Source organism: Bacillus sp. EB106-07-01-XG149 (assembly GCF_058791555.1).
On sequence record NZ_JBYTDP010000003.1, the window covers coordinates 391,007 to 411,349 of the forward strand.

The 20,343-nt window shown below is 33.9% G+C and carries 23 protein-coding genes, 1 pseudogene and 1 riboswitch; of the genes and pseudogenes, 19 read left to right on the forward strand and 5 right to left on the reverse strand.

All coding sequences use genetic code 11. The features are described 5' to 3' along the window. The 3 genes from AC3WTA_RS14280 (at nucleotide 1) to cbpA (ending at nucleotide 3,885) form a co-directional block, all read left to right on the forward strand. Nucleotides 1-2,259 (forward strand): NEAT domain-containing leucine-rich repeat protein, encoded by a 2,259-nt coding sequence (locus tag AC3WTA_RS14280; RefSeq protein ID WP_000750359.1) that lies wholly within the window; start codon nucleotides 1-3, stop codon nucleotides 2,257-2,259. Nucleotides 2,260-2,507: 248 nt separating this feature from the next. Continuing rightward, nucleotides 2,508-3,137 carry a class II aldolase/adducin family protein gene (locus AC3WTA_RS14285; RefSeq protein WP_000895989.1) on the forward strand — a complete coding sequence of 210 codons (630 nt, stop codon included), beginning with the start codon at nucleotides 2,508-2,510 and terminating at the stop codon, nucleotides 3,135-3,137. A gap of 124 nt (nucleotides 3,138-3,261) precedes the next feature. Next, nucleotides 3,262-3,885 carry a cyclic di-AMP binding protein CbpA gene (gene cbpA / locus AC3WTA_RS14290; RefSeq protein WP_001264216.1) on the forward strand — a complete coding sequence of 208 codons (624 nt, stop codon included), beginning with the start codon at nucleotides 3,262-3,264 and terminating at the stop codon, nucleotides 3,883-3,885. A 67-nt stretch (nucleotides 3,886-3,952) separates the two neighbouring features. Here cbpA and AC3WTA_RS14295 read toward each other — a convergent pair whose 3' ends face one another. Continuing rightward, on the reverse strand, nucleotides 3,953-4,723 hold the full coding sequence (locus AC3WTA_RS14295; RefSeq protein WP_001234117.1) for a divergent polysaccharide deacetylase family protein: 771 nt from the start codon (nucleotides 4,721-4,723) through the stop codon (nucleotides 3,953-3,955). 397 nt (nucleotides 4,724-5,120) lie between these two features. Between AC3WTA_RS14295 and AC3WTA_RS14300 the strand changes: the two genes are divergently transcribed. Then, on the forward strand, nucleotides 5,121-5,402 hold the full coding sequence (locus tag AC3WTA_RS14300; protein WP_000495533.1) for an aspartyl-phosphate phosphatase Spo0E family protein: 282 nt from the start codon (nucleotides 5,121-5,123) through the stop codon (nucleotides 5,400-5,402). Between the two features lie 29 nt (nucleotides 5,403-5,431). Here the strand turns inward: AC3WTA_RS14300 and AC3WTA_RS14305 are convergent, their stop codons facing one another. Beyond that, nucleotides 5,432-6,928 (reverse strand): DUF3149 domain-containing protein, encoded by a 1,497-nt coding sequence (locus tag AC3WTA_RS14305; protein ID WP_000865027.1) that lies wholly within the window; start codon nucleotides 6,926-6,928, stop codon nucleotides 5,432-5,434. Between the two features lie 194 nt (nucleotides 6,929-7,122). Here AC3WTA_RS14305 and AC3WTA_RS14310 point away from each other — a divergent pair, with 194 nt between their 5' ends. From AC3WTA_RS14310 to AC3WTA_RS14325, 4 genes are all read left to right on the forward strand, one after another. After that, nucleotides 7,123-7,569: a MarR family winged helix-turn-helix transcriptional regulator gene (locus tag AC3WTA_RS14310; protein WP_000203345.1), complete on the forward strand. Its 447-nt coding sequence runs from the start codon at nucleotides 7,123-7,125 to the stop codon at nucleotides 7,567-7,569. A gap of 159 nt (nucleotides 7,570-7,728) precedes the next feature. Next, on the forward strand, nucleotides 7,729-9,423 hold the full coding sequence (locus AC3WTA_RS14315) for a M3 family oligoendopeptidase (protein ID WP_000008594.1): 1,695 nt from the start codon (nucleotides 7,729-7,731) through the stop codon (nucleotides 9,421-9,423). Nucleotides 9,424-9,562: 139 nt separating this feature from the next. Then, on the forward strand, nucleotides 9,563-10,096 hold the full coding sequence (locus tag AC3WTA_RS14320) for a DinB family protein (RefSeq protein ID WP_000941959.1): 534 nt from the start codon (nucleotides 9,563-9,565) through the stop codon (nucleotides 10,094-10,096). Between the two features lie 100 nt (nucleotides 10,097-10,196). After that, a complete protein-coding gene (locus tag AC3WTA_RS14325) occupies nucleotides 10,197-10,313 on the forward strand; it encodes a DUF6254 family protein (protein ID WP_000038254.1) in 117 nt (38 codons plus the stop codon). Nucleotides 10,314-10,324: 11 nt separating this feature from the next. Here AC3WTA_RS14325 and kinB read toward each other — a convergent pair whose 3' ends face one another. After that, on the reverse strand, nucleotides 10,325-11,533 hold the full coding sequence (gene kinB, locus AC3WTA_RS14330) for a sporulation sensor histidine kinase KinB (RefSeq protein WP_002096779.1): 1,209 nt from the start codon (nucleotides 11,531-11,533) through the stop codon (nucleotides 10,325-10,327). A gap of 207 nt (nucleotides 11,534-11,740) precedes the next feature. Beyond that, a riboswitch (PreQ1 riboswitch) is annotated at nucleotides 11,741-11,784 on the forward strand. A gap of 93 nt (nucleotides 11,785-11,877) precedes the next feature. Between kinB and queC the strand changes: the two genes are divergently transcribed. Genes queC through queF form a run of 4 tightly spaced genes read left to right on the forward strand, consistent with a single transcriptional unit; the run spans nucleotide 11,878 to nucleotide 14,256 of the window. Continuing rightward, entirely contained in the window at nucleotides 11,878-12,540 is a 663-nt protein-coding gene (gene queC, locus AC3WTA_RS14335) for a 7-cyano-7-deazaguanine synthase QueC (protein ID WP_000711595.1), read from the forward strand. Then, entirely contained in the window at nucleotides 12,540-13,031 is a 492-nt protein-coding gene (queD, locus tag AC3WTA_RS14340; RefSeq protein WP_000368411.1) for a 6-carboxytetrahydropterin synthase QueD, read from the forward strand. The genes queC and queD overlap by 1 nt, the downstream gene beginning before the upstream one ends. After that, on the forward strand, nucleotides 13,024-13,740 hold the full coding sequence (gene queE, locus AC3WTA_RS14345) for a 7-carboxy-7-deazaguanine synthase QueE (protein ID WP_000036302.1): 717 nt from the start codon (nucleotides 13,024-13,026) through the stop codon (nucleotides 13,738-13,740). The genes queD and queE overlap by 8 nt, the downstream gene beginning before the upstream one ends. 18 nt (nucleotides 13,741-13,758) lie before the next feature. Then, nucleotides 13,759-14,256 (forward strand): preQ(1) synthase, encoded by a 498-nt coding sequence (gene queF / locus AC3WTA_RS14350; protein WP_000918895.1) that lies wholly within the window; start codon nucleotides 13,759-13,761, stop codon nucleotides 14,254-14,256. Nucleotides 14,257-14,311: 55 nt separating this feature from the next. Here the strand turns inward: queF and AC3WTA_RS14355 are convergent, their stop codons facing one another. Then, entirely contained in the window at nucleotides 14,312-14,497 is a 186-nt protein-coding gene (locus AC3WTA_RS14355; protein WP_001165081.1) for a YkvS family protein, read from the reverse strand. A gap of 264 nt (nucleotides 14,498-14,761) precedes the next feature. Here AC3WTA_RS14355 and AC3WTA_RS14360 point away from each other — a divergent pair, with 264 nt between their 5' ends. Together AC3WTA_RS14360 and AC3WTA_RS14365 are read left to right on the forward strand one after the other, a co-directional pair. Beyond that, complete coding sequence (locus tag AC3WTA_RS14360) at nucleotides 14,762-14,917, forward strand: hypothetical protein (RefSeq protein WP_002096778.1); 156 nt, start codon at nucleotides 14,762-14,764, stop codon at nucleotides 14,915-14,917. Nucleotides 14,918-15,005: 88 nt separating this feature from the next. Continuing rightward, nucleotides 15,006-15,608: a histidine phosphatase family protein gene (locus tag AC3WTA_RS14365; protein WP_000703110.1), complete on the forward strand. Its 603-nt coding sequence runs from the start codon at nucleotides 15,006-15,008 to the stop codon at nucleotides 15,606-15,608. Between the two features lie 37 nt (nucleotides 15,609-15,645). Here the strand turns inward: AC3WTA_RS14365 and AC3WTA_RS14370 are convergent, their stop codons facing one another. After that, entirely contained in the window at nucleotides 15,646-16,224 is a 579-nt protein-coding gene (locus AC3WTA_RS14370; RefSeq protein ID WP_000619522.1) for a GNAT family N-acetyltransferase, read from the reverse strand. Nucleotides 16,225-16,468: 244 nt separating this feature from the next. Here AC3WTA_RS14370 and ykzS point away from each other — a divergent pair, with 244 nt between their 5' ends. The 5 genes and pseudogenes from ykzS (at nucleotide 16,469) to AC3WTA_RS14395 (ending at nucleotide 20,290) form a co-directional block, all read left to right on the forward strand. Then, nucleotides 16,469-16,663, forward strand: coding sequence for a protein YkzS (gene ykzS / locus AC3WTA_RS14375; protein ID WP_000344283.1), 195 nt, complete (start codon nucleotides 16,469-16,471; stop codon nucleotides 16,661-16,663). Nucleotides 16,664-16,689: 26 nt separating this feature from the next. Beyond that, nucleotides 16,690-17,007 carry a hypothetical protein gene (locus AC3WTA_RS14380; protein WP_000502200.1) on the forward strand — a complete coding sequence of 106 codons (318 nt, stop codon included), beginning with the start codon at nucleotides 16,690-16,692 and terminating at the stop codon, nucleotides 17,005-17,007. A 476-nt stretch (nucleotides 17,008-17,483) separates the two neighbouring features. Then, nucleotides 17,484-17,843, forward strand: coding sequence for a class Ib ribonucleoside-diphosphate reductase assembly flavoprotein NrdI (nrdI, locus tag AC3WTA_RS14385; RefSeq protein ID WP_000634376.1), 360 nt, complete (start codon nucleotides 17,484-17,486; stop codon nucleotides 17,841-17,843). Beyond that, nucleotides 17,830-18,957 (forward strand): annotated as a pseudogene (locus tag AC3WTA_RS14390) (ribonucleotide reductase barrel domain-containing protein); the annotation flags it as partial. The gene nrdI and the pseudogene AC3WTA_RS14390, both read left to right, overlap by 14 nt. Before the next feature lie 382 nt (nucleotides 18,958-19,339). Beyond that, entirely contained in the window at nucleotides 19,340-20,290 is a 951-nt protein-coding gene (locus AC3WTA_RS14395) for a ribonucleotide reductase barrel domain-containing protein (RefSeq protein ID WP_306461252.1), read from the forward strand. The last annotated feature ends 53 nt before the right edge of the window (nucleotides 20,291-20,343 follow it).

The following is a 20,343-nucleotide window of genomic DNA, read 5'->3' on the forward strand; positions in this document are numbered from 1 at the left end:
TTGAAAAAAAGTTATATTAAGGCGCTAGTAGTAGCCACAACATTAGCAATTCCATTTGCTACATACTCTACTCCAGCATTAGCAGCACTAAAAGCTGAAGCAAACCAGTCGGTGGCAGCAGCTAGTGAACGTACATACGATACTGAGATTAAAATATATAAGGATCAAAAAGATGAGCCATCTATGGTTTCTCAGTACATAAAAAATCCTAAAGTAGCAATTGAAGATGGGAAAAAAATCGTTACTGTAACAATACAAGATAGCGATTATTTTCAATATCTTAGAATAGAGGATAAAAACCAACCTGGTGTATTTCAAGATGTGAAAGTTTTATCAGAAGATAAGAGGAAAAATGGAACGAAAGTAGTCCAATTTGAAATTGGCGAATTTGAGAAGAAGCATAATATGCAAATGCATATACTTATTCCTGCCATCGGATATGATCACAAATATCAAGTTCAATTTGAAATTAAAGATCCAACTGTAGGTGACAAAGAAACAGAGAAACCAGATGATAACTCTAATTCAGGCAATACGGAAACGGATCATCCAGTTGATAGTCAAAATATGATAACAGATAACAAATTAAGAGAACTTGTTAATAAAAAAGTATTTAATAGAAAAGATTTAAATACACCAATTACGAAAGAGGAGTTATTACAAGTAAAGGACTTGTTTTTAAACACAAATGAGATTCTTGATTATAGTGCATTAAAATATATGCCAAATTTAAAATCTTTAACAGTTGCGAATGCGAAGATAACAGATCCATCGTTCTTTGCGAATTTAAAGCAATTAAATCATTTAGCTTTGCGTGGTAATGAATTTTCAGATGTAACACCACTTGTTAAGATGGATAATTTAGCATCTCTTGATCTGAGTAATAATAAAATTACAAACGTTGCACCACTCATTGAAATGAAAAATGTAAAAAGTTTATATCTATCAGGCAACCAAATAGAAGACGTAACAGCATTAGCGAAAATGGAACAACTAGATTACTTGAATTTAGCAAATAATAAAATTACGAATGTTGCTCCATTAAGCGCGTTGAAAAATGTAACATACTTAACTTTAGCAGGTAATCAAATTGAAGATATTAAACCGTTATATTCATTACCTTTAAAAGATTTAGTACTAACACGTAATAAAGTTAAAGATTTATCGGGTATTGATCAAATGAATCAATTAAATAAATTATTTATCGGTAAAAATCAAATTGAAGATGTGACACCACTTGCTAAAATGACTCAGCTTACAGAATTAGATTTACCTAATAATGAGTTAAAGGATATTACTCCATTATCAAATCTAGTAAACTTACAAAAACTTGATTTAGAAGCAAATTATATTTCAGACTTATCGCCAGTTAGTAAGTTGAATAAGTTAGTATATTTAAGTTTTGTTGCAAATGAAATCCGCGATGTTAGACCAGTAATAGAACTAAGTAAGAAGGCTTATATCAATGTTCAAAATCAAAAAGTCTTTTTAGAGGATACAGAAGTAAATAAAGAAGTGAAAGTACCTATATACGAAAAAGACGGTGAAGTATCTACAAAAATCCGTCTGAAGAGTGAAGGTGGTACGTATAGTAATGGTGTAGTGAAATGGAGTACACCAGGTGAGAAAGTATATGAATTTGGAGTGAAAGATCCATTTGCAGATACAGGTATTTTCTTCACTGGTTCTGTGATTCAAAAGGTTGTAAATGAAAAAGTAGCTGAAGAAGTAATAGAGTTTAAAGATGTACCAAAGGGCCATTGGTCAGAGAAAGCAATTAATCATTTAGCGAAAGAAAAATTATTTGTAGGTTATGGAAATGGGGAATTTGGATTTGGTGACAATATTACGCGTGGTCAAGTAGCAGTTTTAATACAAAAGTACTTGAAGTTGGAGCGTAATCTGGAAGAAAAAATTAAGTTTATAGATACGAAAGGAAATGCGTATGAAGGGGCTATTGAGTCAGTTGCACAAGCCGGTATTATGACTGGATACGATAATGGTCAGTTCCGTCCAGATGGAGTATTAACTCGATATGAAATGTCAGTAGTATTACAAAAAGTATTTCAGTTAAAGGGAAGTGAAAAGAGTGTAGAGAGCTTTACTGATGTGCCAAAAGGTCATTGGGCAGAAGGATATGTGAAAGCTTTAGCGGATAATAATATATCAAAAGGTGATGGAAAAGGAAACTTTTTAGGTGATGATTTCGTAACACGTGAACAATATGCACAGTTTTTATATAATGCAATAAAGAAATAAAAGATGAGAAAATACGTTATTCTTTGATTTAAAAAGAATAACGTATTTTTTATGTACAAAATGAAATAGGGAATAGACAGAATTATAGATATATGAAGGGCCCATTTTAAAGAAGAGCTGTGAAACTATATTGACAAAAAGGCGTTCTCATGTGATAATTCAATTAAATTTTTAGAATAATCAAAAAATACTCCTTTTACATAGAAAGGATTCGAACATTATATAAATATTATGCCGGGGGTGACGAAATGTTATTTTTTCTAAAGAAATGGAATGAATTAAAAGATGTGAAATCTGAATTGGCACTTCGTGATTGGTTTTATGGTACAAAAATTAGTTTATCACTCTGTACGTCAAAAGAGCCGTTAACTTTTTTAGTAAACGTTGAGGGAAGAGATAAAGGGTTATTTTCAGAAGAAGACTTTATTGTTGTTAATTGTATGTGTGAGCCAGTATTTGAAAATGAAGAAAAACCAGCTGCAGAATCGTTTATGCATGCGGATATTTATAAAAAAAGTAGTGCAGAATGTATTTTACAAGTGCAGACTGTAGATAGCCATTTAATATCAGAGTTATATGGAGAAGAAGGGGACGTAACATTCGATAAACGTAGCGTGGAACGTGTTTTTGGAAAAGAAGGTATAACAGAAATGACAATTCCCATTGTAGAAGATGAGAAAAAATTCGCTGATTTATTAGAAAATAATGTACCGAATTTTATTGAAGGTGGAGGAGTAGTTCTTGTTCATAATTATGGCATGATTGTGTGGGGGAAAACTCCAGAAGAAGCGAAAAAATGGCTAGAGGGTATAGAATATTTAATGAATTACCATGTAAAGTTGTTAATGATAAAAGGTGCAAAGAGCTCTGTTATATAAAATGTTTGTGACGTCGTTACAAGTCAATAAAAAATGAAAGCGTTTTAAAAATAATTTCACTCATAAAATATAGGTCTCCTTATTATATATAGATTACATGTTGACATGTAAGGAGGAACATATTTTGCGAGTTAAATATCATTTTCTGCCAAAACAGCAAGTAACATTTTGCAAAATGAACGATTCAGGTGAAGAGGCTTTGCGCATTATGAATGAAACGGGATTTCGAGCAATCCCTGTATTAGCAGAAGATGAAAAGAAATTTATAGGGATTATTTATAAAGTAGATCTTTTAGAAAAGAAGTGTAATAGCGGATTAGAGAAATTAAGTACGGAACAGATGCTGGGAGATTCCTCTGCATTTATTTTTGAAAAGGATTCTTTTTTTAGAGCATTTTATGTTATTCGTCGACTTCCATTTTTAGCTGTGCTAAATGACTATAATGAATTTGTCGGTATCTTAACGCATTCCAATATATTTGATGTTATTGAAGATTCATTCGGTATGCGGACGGGTGGTTATATATTAACAATTGCAACACAAGATTGTAAGGGAACGATTAAAGAACTTGGGACATTGTTGAAAGCATTTAATATCGGTGGATTATTTACGCTAGATAACGGTGATCAATATATTCGCCGCGTTATCGTAAATATAGCAGATGAGTTAAATGAAAAAAGATTAAAGCAATTAATCGAAAAAATAGAGAAAAAAGGATTCAGGGTGAGTCATGTAGATTATATTTAAGGTGAAAAGGAAAGGTACCAATTTGCTATATGCAGATTGGTACCTTTTTTAGTGTGAGTAATGAATCTTATTTTGAAACAGGAGGCGGAGATAACGCTAAATCAGATAAAAAAATAAAATCTGCATGTTCGCGAATTTTAGGAATAGAAGTTTCTATAACACGTGATGTAATTTCACCTGGAGGTCCAACGTGTCCAATAGCAACCATAATCGGTTTTTCTTGAAGTTTTTTAATGAGTAATTGGGCTTGTTTTGAAATATGGGCTGCTGTATACACATCATCAAAAAATAATTGATTTTCAATAATGGGCACTCCTAATTCTTTCCCGATTTTTGGGACAACACTCTTAGGATTTGTTTTGCTATCTAAATAAAATAAACCGTGTTTTTTACAAGCTGCAAGTATAAGTCGTACAATTCTTTCGTCCGCGGTCACTTTTGATCCCATATGATTGTTCATGCCAATTGCATGTGGCACTTCTTGAATCGCTTGTTCGAGTCGGTTAGTTATTTCTTCGTCGCTTAAATCAGTTGTAATTGCTTTTGGTCCAAGCCATTCTTTTTTACCTTTAATAGGTTCCATTGGCATATGTATAATAACTTCGTGCCCTTTCTTATGAGCAGCTATCGCATCTTCCTTTGTGGAAGGGAGAAAAGGCATAACGGCAACAGTCAGTGGAATAGGAAGTGATAACATTTTATCAGTCCCCTTCATATTATTGCCGAAGTCATCAATGACAATAGCGACTTTGTTTGTATGTGCCTTTGCTTGAACAGGAAACAAGAAGGATGGTAAGAACATAGTAAATATAAGCAATGCAATCGTATATTTGCGCATATAAATATTTCCTTTCTATTTTATCCCGCTATTTGCGAGCAGTGAGGAATGGACAAAATCCCCAATGATTAAATTTCACTTTATCAATCATCATTATGTTTTGCGTTTTTATATAAATTAAACAAAAAATGTCGAAGAAAAGTATATGGAAAATAGAAAATCCGCTATTTAATTGGTATTTGTAAAAAAAGAAGATGAAAAAAATGTCTATTATTGCGAATGTATTTACAAAGATAGAATAATTTGTAATAATTCTCAAAGTGAGGGTAAAGATTTGTAAATTACAGGGAGAAAATGTTAAATTTTCTGATTCTTCAAATTCAAATATGATTAAGTAGTTAAAAGGCCAATGGAGAAGTAAAGTTGAGAGCATGGAAGTATAATAAGGGGGATATGAATGTTTACTGTAAAAAGGAAGTACACATTAGAAAAGCTTTCACGTGATATTCATATGAAACGTGAAGAAATGATTCAATTAGGTTTAACAAGTGGGTTAAATAGTATGGAGACAATTCAAGTGAGTCAAGAATTGGACAAGCTTATTTTACAGTACCAGCGTTATAAAGAAAAACAAACACCAAAATGGTTATCAATTATAAAGGTACCTATTTTTCAAATTGGATATGAAGGGAAATCAAGTAATTTTTGGCGAATGCTTGTGGCTGGTTTTATGAAATAAGTATAATTACCCTTTTGGGATAAGGATAATTATACTAGGTGTAACGGAATTTCGATATGAACTGTCGTTCCTTCGTTTTCTATACTATCAATAAAAATATGCCCATTGTACATCTCTACAATTCGTTTACATATGACAAGTCCAAGACCGGTTCCAGTATCTTTATTAGTAAAGAACGGATGAAAGAGGTGTTTTTGAATATGTTTTGGAATCCCTTTTCCAGTATCTGTAATTTTCAATTGTGCGTGTGTTTCATTGTTTGTTACGGAAATGGTCAGTGTGTCACCAGAATTCATGGCTTCAATTGCATTTTTTGTAATGTTTAAAACCACTTGTTTCATATGGTCTTTTGAGCAACGGATATGAACAGGATGGTCTGGCAAATGTAAATGGAACACAATGTTATGTAGATTCGCCTCAGATTGAATAATTAATGCTACCTCATTTAGAATGGTTCTCACATCATATGTTTGTTCAATGATAGCAGTTGGCTTTCCAAGAATAAGAAATTCGCTTACAATTTCATTAATCCGTTCTATTTCTTGTTCGATGACAGAAAAATAAAACTGATCTTGTTCATCTTTATATTTCTCTTTTAATAGAGCGACGAGCCCTTTAATTCCGGTAAGAGGATTACGGATTTCGTGGGCTGTACTAGCTGCAAAAGTTCCAACCAATTCAATTTTTTGTAGTTCATTTTGTTGTCTTTCCAGTTTTGTTTGACGTTTTAACAACATATATTGAGCAAGTAAAAATAAAATAGACATTAAAAATAAAGTAGCTATACACTCTATTGCAACCCACTGATATAAAGTTTTTTGATGGATAGGCAATGGAGAAACAGAGACCTTCCAATTTAATCTTTTGAGTGGGGTAGTAAGCATATTAGAATGCGCATCACTTGTTTCGTTATTATCATCGGTGAGAAAAACTACATCATGTTTATCAGTTACTTCAAAATGGTATTGTGGCTTAATGGCATTTAAAGATAATGAAATGTAGTCAAAGCGTAAACTTGCTAACAATAAGCCTGAGATTTCCTTCTGTTTATTGAAAATGGGAGAAGCAATCATAATAGCTTGATGTCCAAGAACACGATCTGTAATGACTGATGATACAGTTGTTTTCTTCGTTTGCAATACGTCTTGAATATATTTGCGATCTGAGACATCAACAGGTGGTCGGTCGCCTTCGGATGCGATTGTAATGATGCCTTCTGGTGTAGCGTAATATAAACCAGAAAAACGTGCATCGTTTCCATCTGTATCATGTACAATTTGTTTAACTCCATTTATATTTCCAGTCTCGGTTCCTACGACCTTTGAGAGCATTTCTAATGCGGAAATTGCTTCACCAAGGTGATGATCTAAATAGTCTCTATATAAAAAGAGAACCGTGTGAGCAGATAGTTTGTTTTCCTGTTTCATTTTATACGAATGATATGAATAAAATGTAGCACCAATTCCTATTGTTGGTAGGATAACAAGCAATATATATAAAACTATGCTGTGGAATTTGACTTTCAAATTTGGTACTCCTTCTTTTTTATTATCATTATATATAAACTATGTTAAAATTGTCATGTTTTTATTCAAGAATCATTCATAATATATTTGGGGAGAGGAAATGAATGAGTGAATACTCATTCGGAATTTACATGAAGTACTAAGTTGTTTTTTCTTTTTATTACTGAGAATTTAAGTGAAGGGTTGAAAGTTGTATGACATCAAATAATGAACGAGAAGATATTTCTCAATCTTTAAAAGTATTTATTGCATTATCTCGTGTACATCGATCTGTTATGGATACTACAAATAAATCTATACAAAGTAACGGGTTAAATCCAACTGAATTTGCTGTATTAGAACTGCTATATCATAAAGGCGGTCAACCACTTCAGCAAATTGGTGAGCGTATTTTAATAGCTAGTGGCAGCATTACATATGTTGTAGATAAGCTAGAGAAAAAGGGACTAGTAAAGAGAATTCCGTGCCCGAATGACAGACGTGTTATTTATGCACAACTAACTGAATCTGGAGAGAGCTTTATTGCTTCTATTTTTCCAGGGCATGAGCAAGTTATACATCAGTCTTTTGAAATGTTAACGAAAGAGGAAAAGGATGAATTACTTGATCTATTAAAAAAGATTGGAAAATATGAAAAATAATAGTATGTTCCAAAAGAGCTTTGGATAAAGAAATCCAAGGCTCTTTTGTTTACATGTAATTATGACAGCATCTGCCGTATTTTGTTGAAGAATAAGAGGAGATTTGTACGTAAGCATTGAATTATATAAGGATGCACATAATGGAGAGGAGGCTCGTTCATGTCATTTAAAGACTATGAATATAAACGGCCAAATATTGAAGAATTAAAAGAAAAGTTTACTGTTGCTTTAGAGAAGTTTGATAACGTAAAAACGGTAGAAGAACAAAAACAAGTCATCAATTCAATTAATGAAATTCGCAACGACTTCGGTACAATGGGGAATCTTTGTTACATTCGTCATTCTGTTGATACGACAGATGCTTTTTATAAGGAAGAGCAAGATTTCTTTGATGAATTCTCTCCAGTTGTACAAGGATATGGTACAAAGTATTATAATGCGTTAATTCATTCTCCATTCCGTGAAGAATTAGAAGCGTATTATGGAAAGCAATTATTTGCTTTAGCGGAGTGTGATTTAAAAACATACTCTGATGAAGTTGTGAAAGATTTACAATTAGAGAATAAATTGTCTTCACAATATACGCAGTTATTGGCATCTGCAAAAATTGACTTTGCAGGAGAAGAAAGAACGTTATCACAGCTTATTCCATTTATGCAAGGGAAAGAAAGAAGTGAACGTAAAGTAGCAAGTGAAGCATATTACGGATTTTTAGCTGAGAATGAGCAAGAGTTAGATCGTATTTATGATGAGCTTGTTAAAGTGAGAACGAAAATCGCAAAATCTTTAGGTTTCAAAAACTTTGTTGAACTTGGATATGCAAGAATGTACCGTACAGATTATAATGCGGAAATGGTCGCGAATTATCGTCAGCAAGTACTTGATTATATCGTTCCCGTTACAACGGAATTAAGAAAACGACAACAAGCACGTATCGGTGTAGAGAAGTTAGCATATTACGACGAAAACTTTGAGTTTGCTACTGGTAATCCAACTCCAAAAGGAGATGCGGATTGGATTGTTAATCATGGGAAAACGATGTATAAAGAGTTATCGGCTGAAACGGATGAATTTTTCAATTTCATGCTAGATAATGATTTATTAGATTTAGTTGCGAAAAAAGGAAAAGCTGGTGGCGGATATTGTACATATATTGAGAATTATAAAGCGCCATTTATTTTCTCAAACTTCAACGGAACATCTGGCGACATTGATGTATTAACACATGAAGCTGGTCATGCTTTCCAAGTATATGAAAGTCGTAAGTTTGAAATTCCAGAATACAATTGGCCAACGTATGAAGCATGTGAAATTCATTCTATGAGTATGGAATTCTTTACATGGCCATGGATGAAGTCATTCTTTGAAGAAGATGCAGATAAATATTATTTCTCTCACTTAAGTTCAGCACTTCTGTTTTTACCGTATGGTGTATCTGTTGACGAATATCAACATTATGTATATGAAAATCCAGAAGCATCACCAGAAGAGCGTAAGACAGCATGGCGTAATATAGAGAAAAAGTATTTGCCGCATCGTGATTATGAAGATAATGATTATTTAGAGCGCGGTGGATTCTGGCAACGTCAAGGTCATATTTATAGCTCGCCGTTCTACTATATCGACTACACATTAGCACAAATTTGCGCACTGCAATTTTGGAAACGTGCAAGAGATAATAGACAAGAGGCATGGGAAGATTATGTGAATCTGTGTCAACAAGGTGGAAGTAAATCATTCTTGGAATTAGTAGAAGTTGCAAATTTAACATCACCATTTGCTGAAGGTTGTGTGAAAAGTGTCATTACAGAAATTGAAGCGTGGCTACGTGCGATTGACGACACAAAATTGTAAAAAACATGCGCTTTTTTTCACATGTTTAACATCGACATAACGAGAAAATGATGAGATAATAAAAGAAAATTCAGAATACTAAAGAGGTGTTTCTAATAAGGAGCACCTCTTTTCACCAACAAAAAGGGGGGAAAGAAGTATGCTTCAATCTAATATGGATGTGAGTTTAGAAAGTTTGGTGAACTCATTAAAGTCTACTCGAAGCACGCTATTATCAGAAATTGAAATGTTAAATGATACAGAAGTGAATGTAAAGCCACGCCGTGATAAATGGAGTATTATTCAAATTTTGCATCACTTGCATTTAGTTGAACAATCAGTTACATCTGCCCTTGTATATGCTTTACAAAAAAATGAAAGAAACACGACTCCATTTAAAGACCTCCAACTTACGCTTGATCGCACACATAAACGAGAAGCTCCTCAGCAAATGGAACCAACAGAAACTTTAATGAAAAAACAGCAAGGAATTCAATTACTAGAGCATTCACGACAAGAACTATTACACGCGCTTCATAGTGTGATAGATGAAAAAGATTTATTTGAAAATGGATTAAAGCATCCTATTTTTAATGATTTGAATTTGTATCAGTGGGTTCAATTTCTTGATTTGCATGAACAAAGACATCTTACGCAGTTAAAAGAGGCGAAACACGCAATTTTGCAACGATAATCAGAAGGAAGTGGGAGACCACTTCTTTTTTGATGCGTGCATAGTTTTCTTTCTTATTTTGGAATACTACATGGAGAAAGAACAGAAGGAGTTGAAAAGTATGTCCAAGAAAAAGAAAGAAGAAGAGCGCGCGTGGAAAGCACGTAAAGAAAATCAAAAACCACATGGTAAAGTGAAAGCCTTTGCTGAATTAGTTGAAGGAACAGAAAAAACGTGATGAGTATTTCATCACGTTTTTTGTATGAGTGGAAAAGTTAATAAGAAGGTTGTACCTGTACCTTTTTCGCTTATAATATCAATTTTTCCGTTCATAGCTTGAATAACACTGAATACGACCATCATTCCAAGACCAGTTCCTTTTTCTTTCGTTGAGTAGAAAGGGGATCCAAGGCGTTTTACTTGTTCTTGATCCATACCAACTCCTGTATCCTTTATATATAACTGAATATGCTTATGATCAGGAACTAATGAGAAATAAAGATCACCGCCTTTTGGCATGGCCTCAATGCAGTTTTTTAAAATATTTAACAAGCATTGATTTAGTTTTTGTTTTTCTCCCGCGATAAAAAAAGAAGTGCTTTGCTTTATATAATGAGTACGCACATTTGCTAAATTAGCAAGAGGTGTAATTAACGCTAATGCGTGTAGTAGTTCTTCTTCTAACTGTAATGTTTGTTCTTTTTCAATACTTGGTTTTGCAAAGGTTAAATAATCTGTAAGAACGTGATTTGCTTGTTCGATTCCGTTAATGGCTATGTCGATATATAATTTTCGCTCTTGCTCAGTGCATGTATCTGACTGCAAAAGTTGTAAAAATCCTTTTGTTGAAGTTAATGGATTACGAATCTCATGAGAAATGGACGCTGCCATTTCTCCAATTAAATGAAACTTTTCAGCATTCATAAGTTCGTTTTGAAGACGAACTTGAGTTTGTAATATGTGTAGTAAATATAAAATAAGTATCGTACCAAGTATCGTACATAACTCATACACAATAATATGTGGTATATAATCAGTCTTATTTGTAACCTTTGAAAGGAAGAAAGGTATCCAACTAAATCCGTATGTGAGACTGTAGATAATGGCAAGTGCTACTTTTATACGATTAGAAGTTCGATTGAAAACTTTATATGTAAATAGTAGGACAATAAATAGAAGGATAGAACCGATAAGCGATGGGAAAACACCTATTCCCCCTAATAAGAAGCGGTATATGTTTAATACAGTTAAGATGGAAGCACCAGCAATAGGGCCTCCTGTTAATGTACCGACAATTAATACGATATGGCGCATATCAAATTGAAATCCATAATTTGTTTTTGCTCCGAAAGTAATACATAGTATGGTAGCGAGGCAACATAATGCAATAAATATAGCTGAATTTAATTTAGGAGAACGTTTCCCTTTTTGATTCCAAAATAGATGGTATACGAGCATTGTAACAAGGATGAATAATATATTTAGAAAGAGATAAATAATAAAGGGTTTCAGTGGTATGCCTCCTCTCTTCTCGCATTAAATTAATCATACTATAAAATGAAAGAAATGAAATGAAAAATAGCGGAAAAATCAGAAATTTTTTATGGTAGTATACAATATGTTACAATAAGCTTTGTCAATGAAAGAAGGAATTCCGTGCATTGCACGGGAGAGGTTCGCGAACTCCCTCTATAAAAAACTATGGAAACAACAATATCTTTAGGTATTGTTTTGTTTTTTTATTGTGACAGTTCAAGAACGTTCTTTCTTCTTATTCGTAGTAGAGAAGGAGAATGAGTGAAATGAAAAAAGAAAAGGCAGTTGTTGTTTTTAGTGGAGGACAAGATAGTACGACATGTTTATTTTGGGCAATAGAGCAGTTTGCAGAAGTAGAAGCTGTAACGTTTAATTACAATCAACGTCATAAGCTAGAAATTGATTGTGCAGCGGAAATTGCAAAAGAGCTAGGAATTAAACATACGGTACTAGATATGAGTCTATTAAATCAACTTGCTCCAAATGCGTTAACTAGAACGGATATGGAGATTACACATGAAGAAGGTGAATTGCCATCGACGTTTGTAGATGGACGAAATTTACTATTCCTATCATTTGCTGCTGTATTAGCAAAACAAGTTGGGGCACGTCATATTGTAACCGGTGTATGTGAAACTGATTTTAGTGGTTATCCAGATTGCCGTGACGTGTTTGTGAAATCGTTAAACGTTACTTTAAATTTATCCATGGATTATCCGTTCGTAATTCATACACCACTTATGTGGATTGATAAAGCGGAAACATGGAAATTATCAGATGAACTTGGAGCATTCGAATTTGTTCGAGAAAAAACATTAACATGTTATAACGGAATCATTGGTGATGGTTGCGGTGAATGTCCAGCATGTCAGCTTCGTAAAGCAGGATTAGATACGTACCTACAAGAACGCGAAGGAGCAAATAACTAATGGATAATTTCTTTGGATTTCGCATCGTAGAAAATTTGCAAAAAATGGACAAGGATATTCAGCGTAAACAGCTCAAATATCATAATAAAAGAGTAATGGTCAGCAAGGAATTTACATTTGATGCAGCACACCATTTACACTGTTATGAGGGGAAATGTAAAAACTTACATGGTCACACATATAAAGTTGTATTTGGGATTAGTGGATATGTAAATGAAATAGGTCTTGCGATTGACTTTGGAGATATAAAAGAAATTTGGAAGAATGAAATAGAAATTTATTTAGACCATCGTTATTTAAACGAAACGTTACCAGCAATGAATACGACTGCTGAAAACATGGTCGTTTGGATTTATGAAAAGATGGCAGAAGCATTACTAAAAGATAATCGTGCGAACGAATATAAAGGAGCTCGTGTTGAATTTGTTCGTCTTTTCGAGACGCCAACTAGTTATGCGGAAGTAAGACGGGAGTGGATGCTCGATGAGTAAAATTCCTGTCTTAGAAATATTTGGTCCGACTATTCAAGGCGAAGGAATGGTTGTGGGACAAAAGACGATGTTTATCCGTACAGCTGGCTGTGATTATAGTTGCGCATGGTGTGATTCTGCTTTTACGTGGGATGGATCGGCTAAGGAACAAATTAGACAGATGACAGCAGAGGACGTTTGGAACGAGCTTGTAGAAATTGGTGGCGAAAATTTTTCTCATGTTACGATTTCAGGTGGAAATCCAGCATTGTTGAAAAATATTGAGTTTCTTCTTTCTATATTAAAAGAGAATGGAATGCGGACGGCAATCGAAACGCAAGGGAGTAAATGGCAAGATTGGTTACTTCAAATTGATGAGATAACGATTTCTCCAAAACCACCAAGTTCGACGATGAATACTGATTTTCAGAAGTTAGATGCTGTTATTCAGAAACTAGCAGGAAAAGATATTAGTTTAAAGGTAGTAGTATTTGACGATTATGACTTTGAGTATGCAGTTAAGATGCACGAACGTTATCCAGATGTTCCATTCTTCTTACAAGTAGGGAATGATGATACAAAAACTGTGGATGATGCGATGTTGATTAAAAAATTATTAGATAAATATGAGTGGCTTATTGAAAAAGCGGTTAACTGTAAAGAAATGAATAATGCAAAAGTATTGCCACAGCTTCATGCGTTAGTATGGGGAAATAAACGCGGAGTATAATGAGAAGGGATGTTTAAAATGGCAGGAAGATTAGATGAAGATTTAAAAGATGTAACATTATTAGGAAATCAAAATACAAAATATTTATTTGAATATAGCCCAGAAATTTTAGAGGTATTTGATAACAATCATCCAAACCGTGATTATTTTGTGAAATTTAATTGCCCTGAATTTACAAGCTTATGTCCGAAAACAGGTCAACCAGATTTTGCAACAATTTATATTAGCTACATTCCAGAACAAAGAATGGTAGAGAGTAAATCTTTAAAGCTATATTTATTTAGTTTCCGCAATCATGGTGACTTCCACGAAGATTGCATGAACGTTATTATGAATGATTTAATTAAATTAATGGATCCGCGTTACATTGAGGTATGGGGGAAATTCACACCACGTGGAGGGATTTCAATTGATCCTTACTGCAACTACGGTCGCCCAGGCACGAAGTATGAACAAATGGCAGACTACCGCATGATGAACCATGATCTATATCCAGAAACAATTGATAATCGTTAATATATAATAGAAAGAAAGGATCTGTATAACATACAGATCCTTTCTTTCTATTATATTATGCATTTTGATTAATGACAGTATAGTTTTTATGACTTACAACTGTAAGAGGTTCCATATCTAGTTCTCTAAAATTTTCCATAATTGTTATATCTACAATAACGGAGTTTTGATTTACTTTTTGAACACGGCCTTGCATTCCACCTTTAAATTCAATGATATCTCCAGTTTCTGCGATCTGCATAAGCAACTCTCCTTGTTACAGTTTTCCAAAAAAAGAATAATTTTGGTTTTTTTTTATTTCCTCTTATTTTGAACCATATTGTCTAGTTTGTAAATGTTTCCAAAGTAAAAATTCGAAAAATATTCACATTTTGTAAGAAAATATGCAAGAACTCCAAGTTATTAGAAAAAAAGAACGGTTTAAATGCGTGCATCTTTATATAGGGGTATAATGAAAAATATACAATAACCTACTAAAGTGGGAGAAATTAGAGGCGGTAAAATGATGTTTGAATTTGTGGGGAGTGTTATAGCATTAACTTTATTTGTATTTTCTTATATAAATTTAAAAAAGATTCGTCATCATGAAACGACTACATATTTTGATGGGATGGATGGTATACATGCTGGGGTCACACATGAGAGTGGCGGGGATATGTAAAGGTGTATAACTTTCTTTTTTTGCGTGGTATGATATTTAAAAATAGTACATAATAGAGTTCGTAAGTGATGAATGGAGAGTGGAAAGAATGAAGATTTCTTTTATTCGTCATGGCCGCTTAGATCGTACTATAGAACCAATGACGGTTACATCCTTTCATGAATGGATGAAAGGATATGACTTACATACTATAACAGAAAAAGCACCTATACCAATGGAAACAATGGAAGCGGTTGAAGCAGCAAAGTTGATTGTAACGAGTGATCAAAGGTGTGCTATACAGTCAGCAGCTGAATTAATGAATTCTTTATCTTTTATGCAAAATTCTCTTTTTAGGGAAGCTGAAATTCCGACGAGTTTTTATGCTCCAACATGGTTGAAATGTAAACCTAACGTATGGATGTTTATCGGGCGAACATTATGGATACTTGGTTACCATAAAGGTGTTGAGTCTTATAAGGAAGTAAGAGAGAGGGCAAGGCAAGCAGCTTACTTATTACACCGTTATGCTCTCGTACATGGAAGTATTGCTCTTGTAGGTCATAATTACATTAATGCAATGGTTGGTGCGGAGCTGAGAGCGATGGGATGGTCTGGTTCTCCTATTTTACATAGGAAGCCATGGGGATGTACAACCTATACATTCCACGAAGCGATGGATGGAAATGTATTAAATACAAAATTAACATAAAAGCACACGATTTATATATAAATCGTGTGCTTTTATGTTAAGATATAGAAATTTTGATGTTTAATGTTTTTACGAGATGTGCATAAGGTTCGCCTACAAGCATAACGATTTGATCTTTTTTATAACCTAGTTTTTCATATAGTGAATAGGCACGTTTGTTTTCTAAATTAACAAGTAATGCGATTTTTTCATACTCCTTTTCAGTTGCATGGATTTCAGCAGCTTCAATTAATTTAGAACCAATTCCTTTTCCGCCATATGCACTTGAAACTGATAATGTATCAATGTAATATTCATCAAGCTCAGCTTCTTTTTCTAACGTAATCGACTCATTTTTATGTAATTCTCTTAAGTGACGAACAATTGGCGCATCAAGCATTGTTGCTTCACTACCGTGATAAGCGACAATAATTCCGACCGCAATTCCGTCTTGTTCATATACAAAACAGTTTTCGTAGCTCAGTCGATTTCTCTCTTTTGAGAACCATGTTTCAAGTCCTAGTAATACTTCTGTTTCAACAGTGCTACCTGTGATTTTTTCAGCAATTTCGTGCAGAGCGTTATACAATAAAGGCGCAATTGCCTTCGCATCTGTCTTTTTTGCTTTCCGAATCATAGTATCCCTCCTAGTTCTATTTATATATTGTAGCATAGTGGTATGGAACTTTGCATAATTGAATGTCGAAATGTTTGATATAGAGAAGTAGCTATGTTAGTATATGATATTTAGTGGACATATAGTAAAGTAATATCGTTTGTGAATAATGAAAATGAAATGAAGGTATAGCACCTGGATAATTTTACAGTTGTTGACCTATAGAATATACGATAAAATAAAATATTGCATAGAGGTGAAATACATGGATGAACAATTAGCAAATACAATTTTGGATCAGCTGAAAAATGGTGAAATAAAGGAGTATGTTGCAACGAAAGATGTATTTTATACGTTTAGGAAAGTTGTAGTAGGGCGTGAAGATTTTAAACATATTATTGGAAACGCGCAGCGCGGCGGACAAGTAATTTATACATATTCAGAAACGCCACGTTCGTAACTAGAAGAATATAGGGGAGGAGAATTATGGGCGATTTTAAACAAGGCATATTACCGCATTGGGATTATATGTGGAAAGATAGAGCCGGCAATAGGTTTATGGGGATGGTCATGTACCCAGAGAAACGAAAGTGTTCGGCAAAAATGCTTCAGAAAATAAAAAGAGCATATGAAGAGGCTGTAGAAATTAAAGTAACTGTACAAGTTCAACATACATTTCAGTACGTAGAAGGAATGATTGTGTACTTTGATGAAGAAGCTCCTGTATGTACAATGATTGATAAAGATGAAAATCCACATCATATATTTGTAAAAGATATTTTGCGTATTGAGCACTCTGAATAATCTTTTCATAAATAAATTGAATTTCCATAATAATAATCTTTTTCTATAATAGTTATCTTTTAGTATGTAACGCGAACCGAAAGTATATGTATAATATTTAATAAAGTAAAATTGATAAATGTAATCGTTTTTTAGAACAGATTATCGTTTCATGTCTGTTCTTTTTTTCGTGATGCTGGAGAAATATATTCCTCCAGCATTTGCCGTTTTATGACAAAATATATTGGTAACTTTTTTAAAAATAAGGTTAAATTCGTTGACAACTTTTTTGAAAAGCACTTTATTGACATGAGTTTTAGAATGTTGTTTCATAGTCATTGTATTGAAAAAAATCGACTGTCTTGTCGAAAAGTAAAATTTAAAAAAAGAAAGAATTTATACATATATCTTGTGTCTTATTTTGAAACGTAATACAATATATAGAGAAATCAAGAAACAACATACAGAGAGTATAGATTGGAGAGGGAGGGTCGGAAATGATAGTTGCATATGATTCTATGACAGGAAACGTGAAGCGTTTCATTCACAAATTAAATATGCCGGCCGTTCAAATTGGTGAAGATCTAGTAATAGATGAAGACTTTGTTTTAATTACGTATACAACAGGTTTTGGCAATGTACCAGAACGTGTTTTAGAATTTTTAGAGCGCAATAATGAAAAATTAAAAGGCGTATCTGCAAGCGGCAATCGTAACTGGGGAGACATGTTCGGTGCAAGTGCTGACAAAATTTCTGCTAAATATGAAGTGCCTATTGTATCAAAATTTGAGTTATCAGGAACAAATAACGATGTAGAATATTTTAAGGAAAGGGTGCGGGAGATTGCGACACATTGAACTGAATAATGAAATCACGCAAATGCAGGACGGTTTTTATCAGCTTCATAAAGATAAAGAGGCATTAGAAGTCTTTATGGAAGAAGCTAGAGAGAATACCGTTCATTTTAATAGCGTGGCAGAGCGAATGGAGTATATGAAAGAACATGATTACTATTACAACGTTCTGGACGAGTATAGCTTGGAGGAAGTAGAAGAGGTATATAACATCGCTTATGGTGAAAACTTCGAGTTCCAATCTTATATGGCAGCATCTAAGTTCTACAAAGATTATGCGTTAAAAACAAATGATCAAAAACAATACTTAGAAAGCTATGAAGATCGTGTAGCAATTGTTTCATTATACTTAGGACGCGGTGATGTTGCGAAGGCAAAACACTTCGCAAGCATGATTGTAAAACAAAACTACCAACCAGCGACACCAACCTTTTTAAATGCGGGACGAAGCAGAAGAGGAGAAATGGTGTCTTGTTTCTTGTTAGAGATGGATGATAGCTTAAATTCAATCGGCTTTAACATTAATACTGCAATGCAATTATCAAAAATCGGCGGTGGAGTAGCTTTAAACTTATCTAAGCTACGTGCACGCGGTGAGCAAATTAAAGGTATCGATAATGCTGCAAGTGGTGTAGTACCTGTTATGAAATTACTTGAAGATTCGTTTTCATATGCGAATCAGCTTGGGCAACGAAAAGGAGCCGGCGCAGTATACTTAAACATTTTCCATTGGGATATTATTGAATTCCTTGATACAAAAAAAATAAATGCCGATGAGAAGAGCCGTATTCAGTCTCTATCAATCGGAATTATCGTTCCAAGTAAGTTCTTCGAGCTTGCTGAGAAAAACGAACCTTTCCATGTTTTCGCGCCTTATACGGTGTATAAAGAATACGGAAAGCATTTAGATGATATTGATATTGATGAAATGTACGATGAATTAATGAGCAATCCGAAAGTGAAGAAGAAGCCGCTAGATATTAGTGCACGTGATATGCTTATTAAAATTGCTATGATTCAGCTTGAGTCTGGTTACCCATACTTAATGTTTAAATCAAATGCAAATAACCAACATCCACTGAAGGATATTGGAACTGTGAAGATGTCGAACTTGTGTTAAATATGTAGCACCTTCTAGTAGAAATGCTAGTCGAAAACTCCGTTAAACGGGGAAAGCCTCAAATTTGAGGTAACCTACCGTGCTAAATCTTATCTTAGAATGAACATATAAAAGTTCAGAATGTATCTTATTATTTTGTATAGCAGAGTTATGGGACAACATAAAGTAATAAGAGACTTTCTGAAAGATTAAGATAAGTAAAAGCCTAACGACTATCCCTTATGGGAGTAGAGCGCAAGCGATTGGCGTTCGAAAAGCGGAGCACCTAATCAGGTAATGCTGTAGGTGATGATATAGTCTGTCCTGTATGGTGACATACAGCAGTTGCATGAGCAACGGACTGAGGAGTAGCGGACTCGGTTGAACATTCGAGACAGAAATCTTCCAGCTTCAAGAAACTTCTGAAATAAATGATTACGGTACAGAGGATATTATCCGTCGTGATATTAACTGTAACTTAGGATCGTTAAATATCGTAAATGTAATGGAAAATAAAGAAATTCGTGAAGCCGTTCATGCGGGAATGGAAGCTTTAACAGCTGTTTCTGATATGACGATCATTCCGAATGCACCAACTGTGAAAAAAGCAAATGATGAGCTTCATTCAGTTGGACTTGGCGCAATGAACTTACACGGATATTTATCAAAAAACAAAATTGCATATGAAAGTGCAGAAGCGAAAGAGTTCGCTCGTACATTCTTTATGATGTTAAATTACTACTCTATTGAGAAAAGTATGGAAATCGCTAAAGAAAAAGGCGAAACATTTAAAGACTTCGATAAGTCTGATTATGCAAATGGCACATACTTTGAAAAATATGAAACGACAGATTACAGCCCAGTAACTGAAAAGGTTCAGCAACTATTTGAAGGAATTCATATTCCAACAAAAGAAGATTGGACAAGTTTAAAAGAGCAAGTGAAGAAGAATGGATTATATAATTCATACCGTCTTGCTATCGCTCCAACACAATCTATCAGTTACGTTCAAAATGCAACTTCAAGCGTAATGCCGATCGTAAGTCAAATCGAATCAAGAACATATGCGAATGCGACAACATATTATCCAATGCCGTATTTATCAAAAGATACGTTCTGGTACTATAAATCTTCTTACGATATGAATCAGTTTAAATTAATTGATTTAATCGCAGAAATCCAAGAACATATTGACCAAGGAATTAGTACAATTCTTTACGTTAACAGTGATATTTCAACACGTGAGTTAGCACGTTACTACATCTATGCACATAAAAAAGGCTTAAAGAGTCTGTATTATACGAGAACACGTAAGTTAAGCGTGGAAGAGTGCGTAGCTTGTACCGTTTAATATAAAAAGTGAGACATCATGAGCAGGGTTTTCTGAACCCTGCTCATGCTTAG

Bases quoted from the DNA above. Each gene is read 5' to 3' on its own strand.
- AC3WTA_RS14285 (WP_000895989.1), top strand. From the start codon at position 2,508: ATGTTATTTTTTCTAAAGAAATGGAATGAATTAAAAGATGTGAAATCT.
- AC3WTA_RS14295 (WP_001234117.1), bottom strand. From the start codon at position 4,723: ATGCGCAAATATACGATTGCATTGCTTATATTTACTATGTTCTTACCA.
- AC3WTA_RS14300 (WP_000495533.1), top strand. From the start codon at position 5,121: ATGTTTACTGTAAAAAGGAAGTACACATTAGAAAAGCTTTCACGTGAT.
- AC3WTA_RS14310 (WP_000203345.1), top strand. From the start codon at position 7,123: ATGACATCAAATAATGAACGAGAAGATATTTCTCAATCTTTAAAAGTA.
- AC3WTA_RS14315 (WP_000008594.1), top strand. From the start codon at position 7,729: ATGTCATTTAAAGACTATGAATATAAACGGCCAAATATTGAAGAATTA.
- AC3WTA_RS14320 (WP_000941959.1), top strand. From the start codon at position 9,563: ATGCTTCAATCTAATATGGATGTGAGTTTAGAAAGTTTGGTGAACTCA.
- AC3WTA_RS14325 (WP_000038254.1), top strand. From the start codon at position 10,197: ATGTCCAAGAAAAAGAAAGAAGAAGAGCGCGCGTGGAAAGCACGTAAA.
- kinB (WP_002096779.1), bottom strand. From the start codon at position 11,533: ATGCTCGTATACCATCTATTTTGGAATCAAAAAGGGAAACGTTCTCCT.
- queC (WP_000711595.1), top strand. From the start codon at position 11,878: ATGAAAAAAGAAAAGGCAGTTGTTGTTTTTAGTGGAGGACAAGATAGT.
- queD (WP_000368411.1), top strand. From the start codon at position 12,540: ATGGATAATTTCTTTGGATTTCGCATCGTAGAAAATTTGCAAAAAATG.
- queE (WP_000036302.1), top strand. From the start codon at position 13,024: ATGAGTAAAATTCCTGTCTTAGAAATATTTGGTCCGACTATTCAAGGC.
- queF (WP_000918895.1), top strand. From the start codon at position 13,759: ATGGCAGGAAGATTAGATGAAGATTTAAAAGATGTAACATTATTAGGA.
- AC3WTA_RS14355 (WP_001165081.1), bottom strand. From the start codon at position 14,497: ATGCAGATCGCAGAAACTGGAGATATCATTGAATTTAAAGGTGGAATG.
- AC3WTA_RS14360 (WP_002096778.1), top strand. From the start codon at position 14,762: ATGTTTGAATTTGTGGGGAGTGTTATAGCATTAACTTTATTTGTATTT.
- AC3WTA_RS14365 (WP_000703110.1), top strand. From the start codon at position 15,006: ATGAAGATTTCTTTTATTCGTCATGGCCGCTTAGATCGTACTATAGAA.
- AC3WTA_RS14370 (WP_000619522.1), bottom strand. From the start codon at position 16,224: ATGATTCGGAAAGCAAAAAAGACAGATGCGAAGGCAATTGCGCCTTTA.
- ykzS (WP_000344283.1), top strand. From the start codon at position 16,469: ATGGATGAACAATTAGCAAATACAATTTTGGATCAGCTGAAAAATGGT.
- AC3WTA_RS14380 (WP_000502200.1), top strand. From the start codon at position 16,690: ATGGGCGATTTTAAACAAGGCATATTACCGCATTGGGATTATATGTGG.
- nrdI (WP_000634376.1), top strand. From the start codon at position 17,484: ATGATAGTTGCATATGATTCTATGACAGGAAACGTGAAGCGTTTCATT.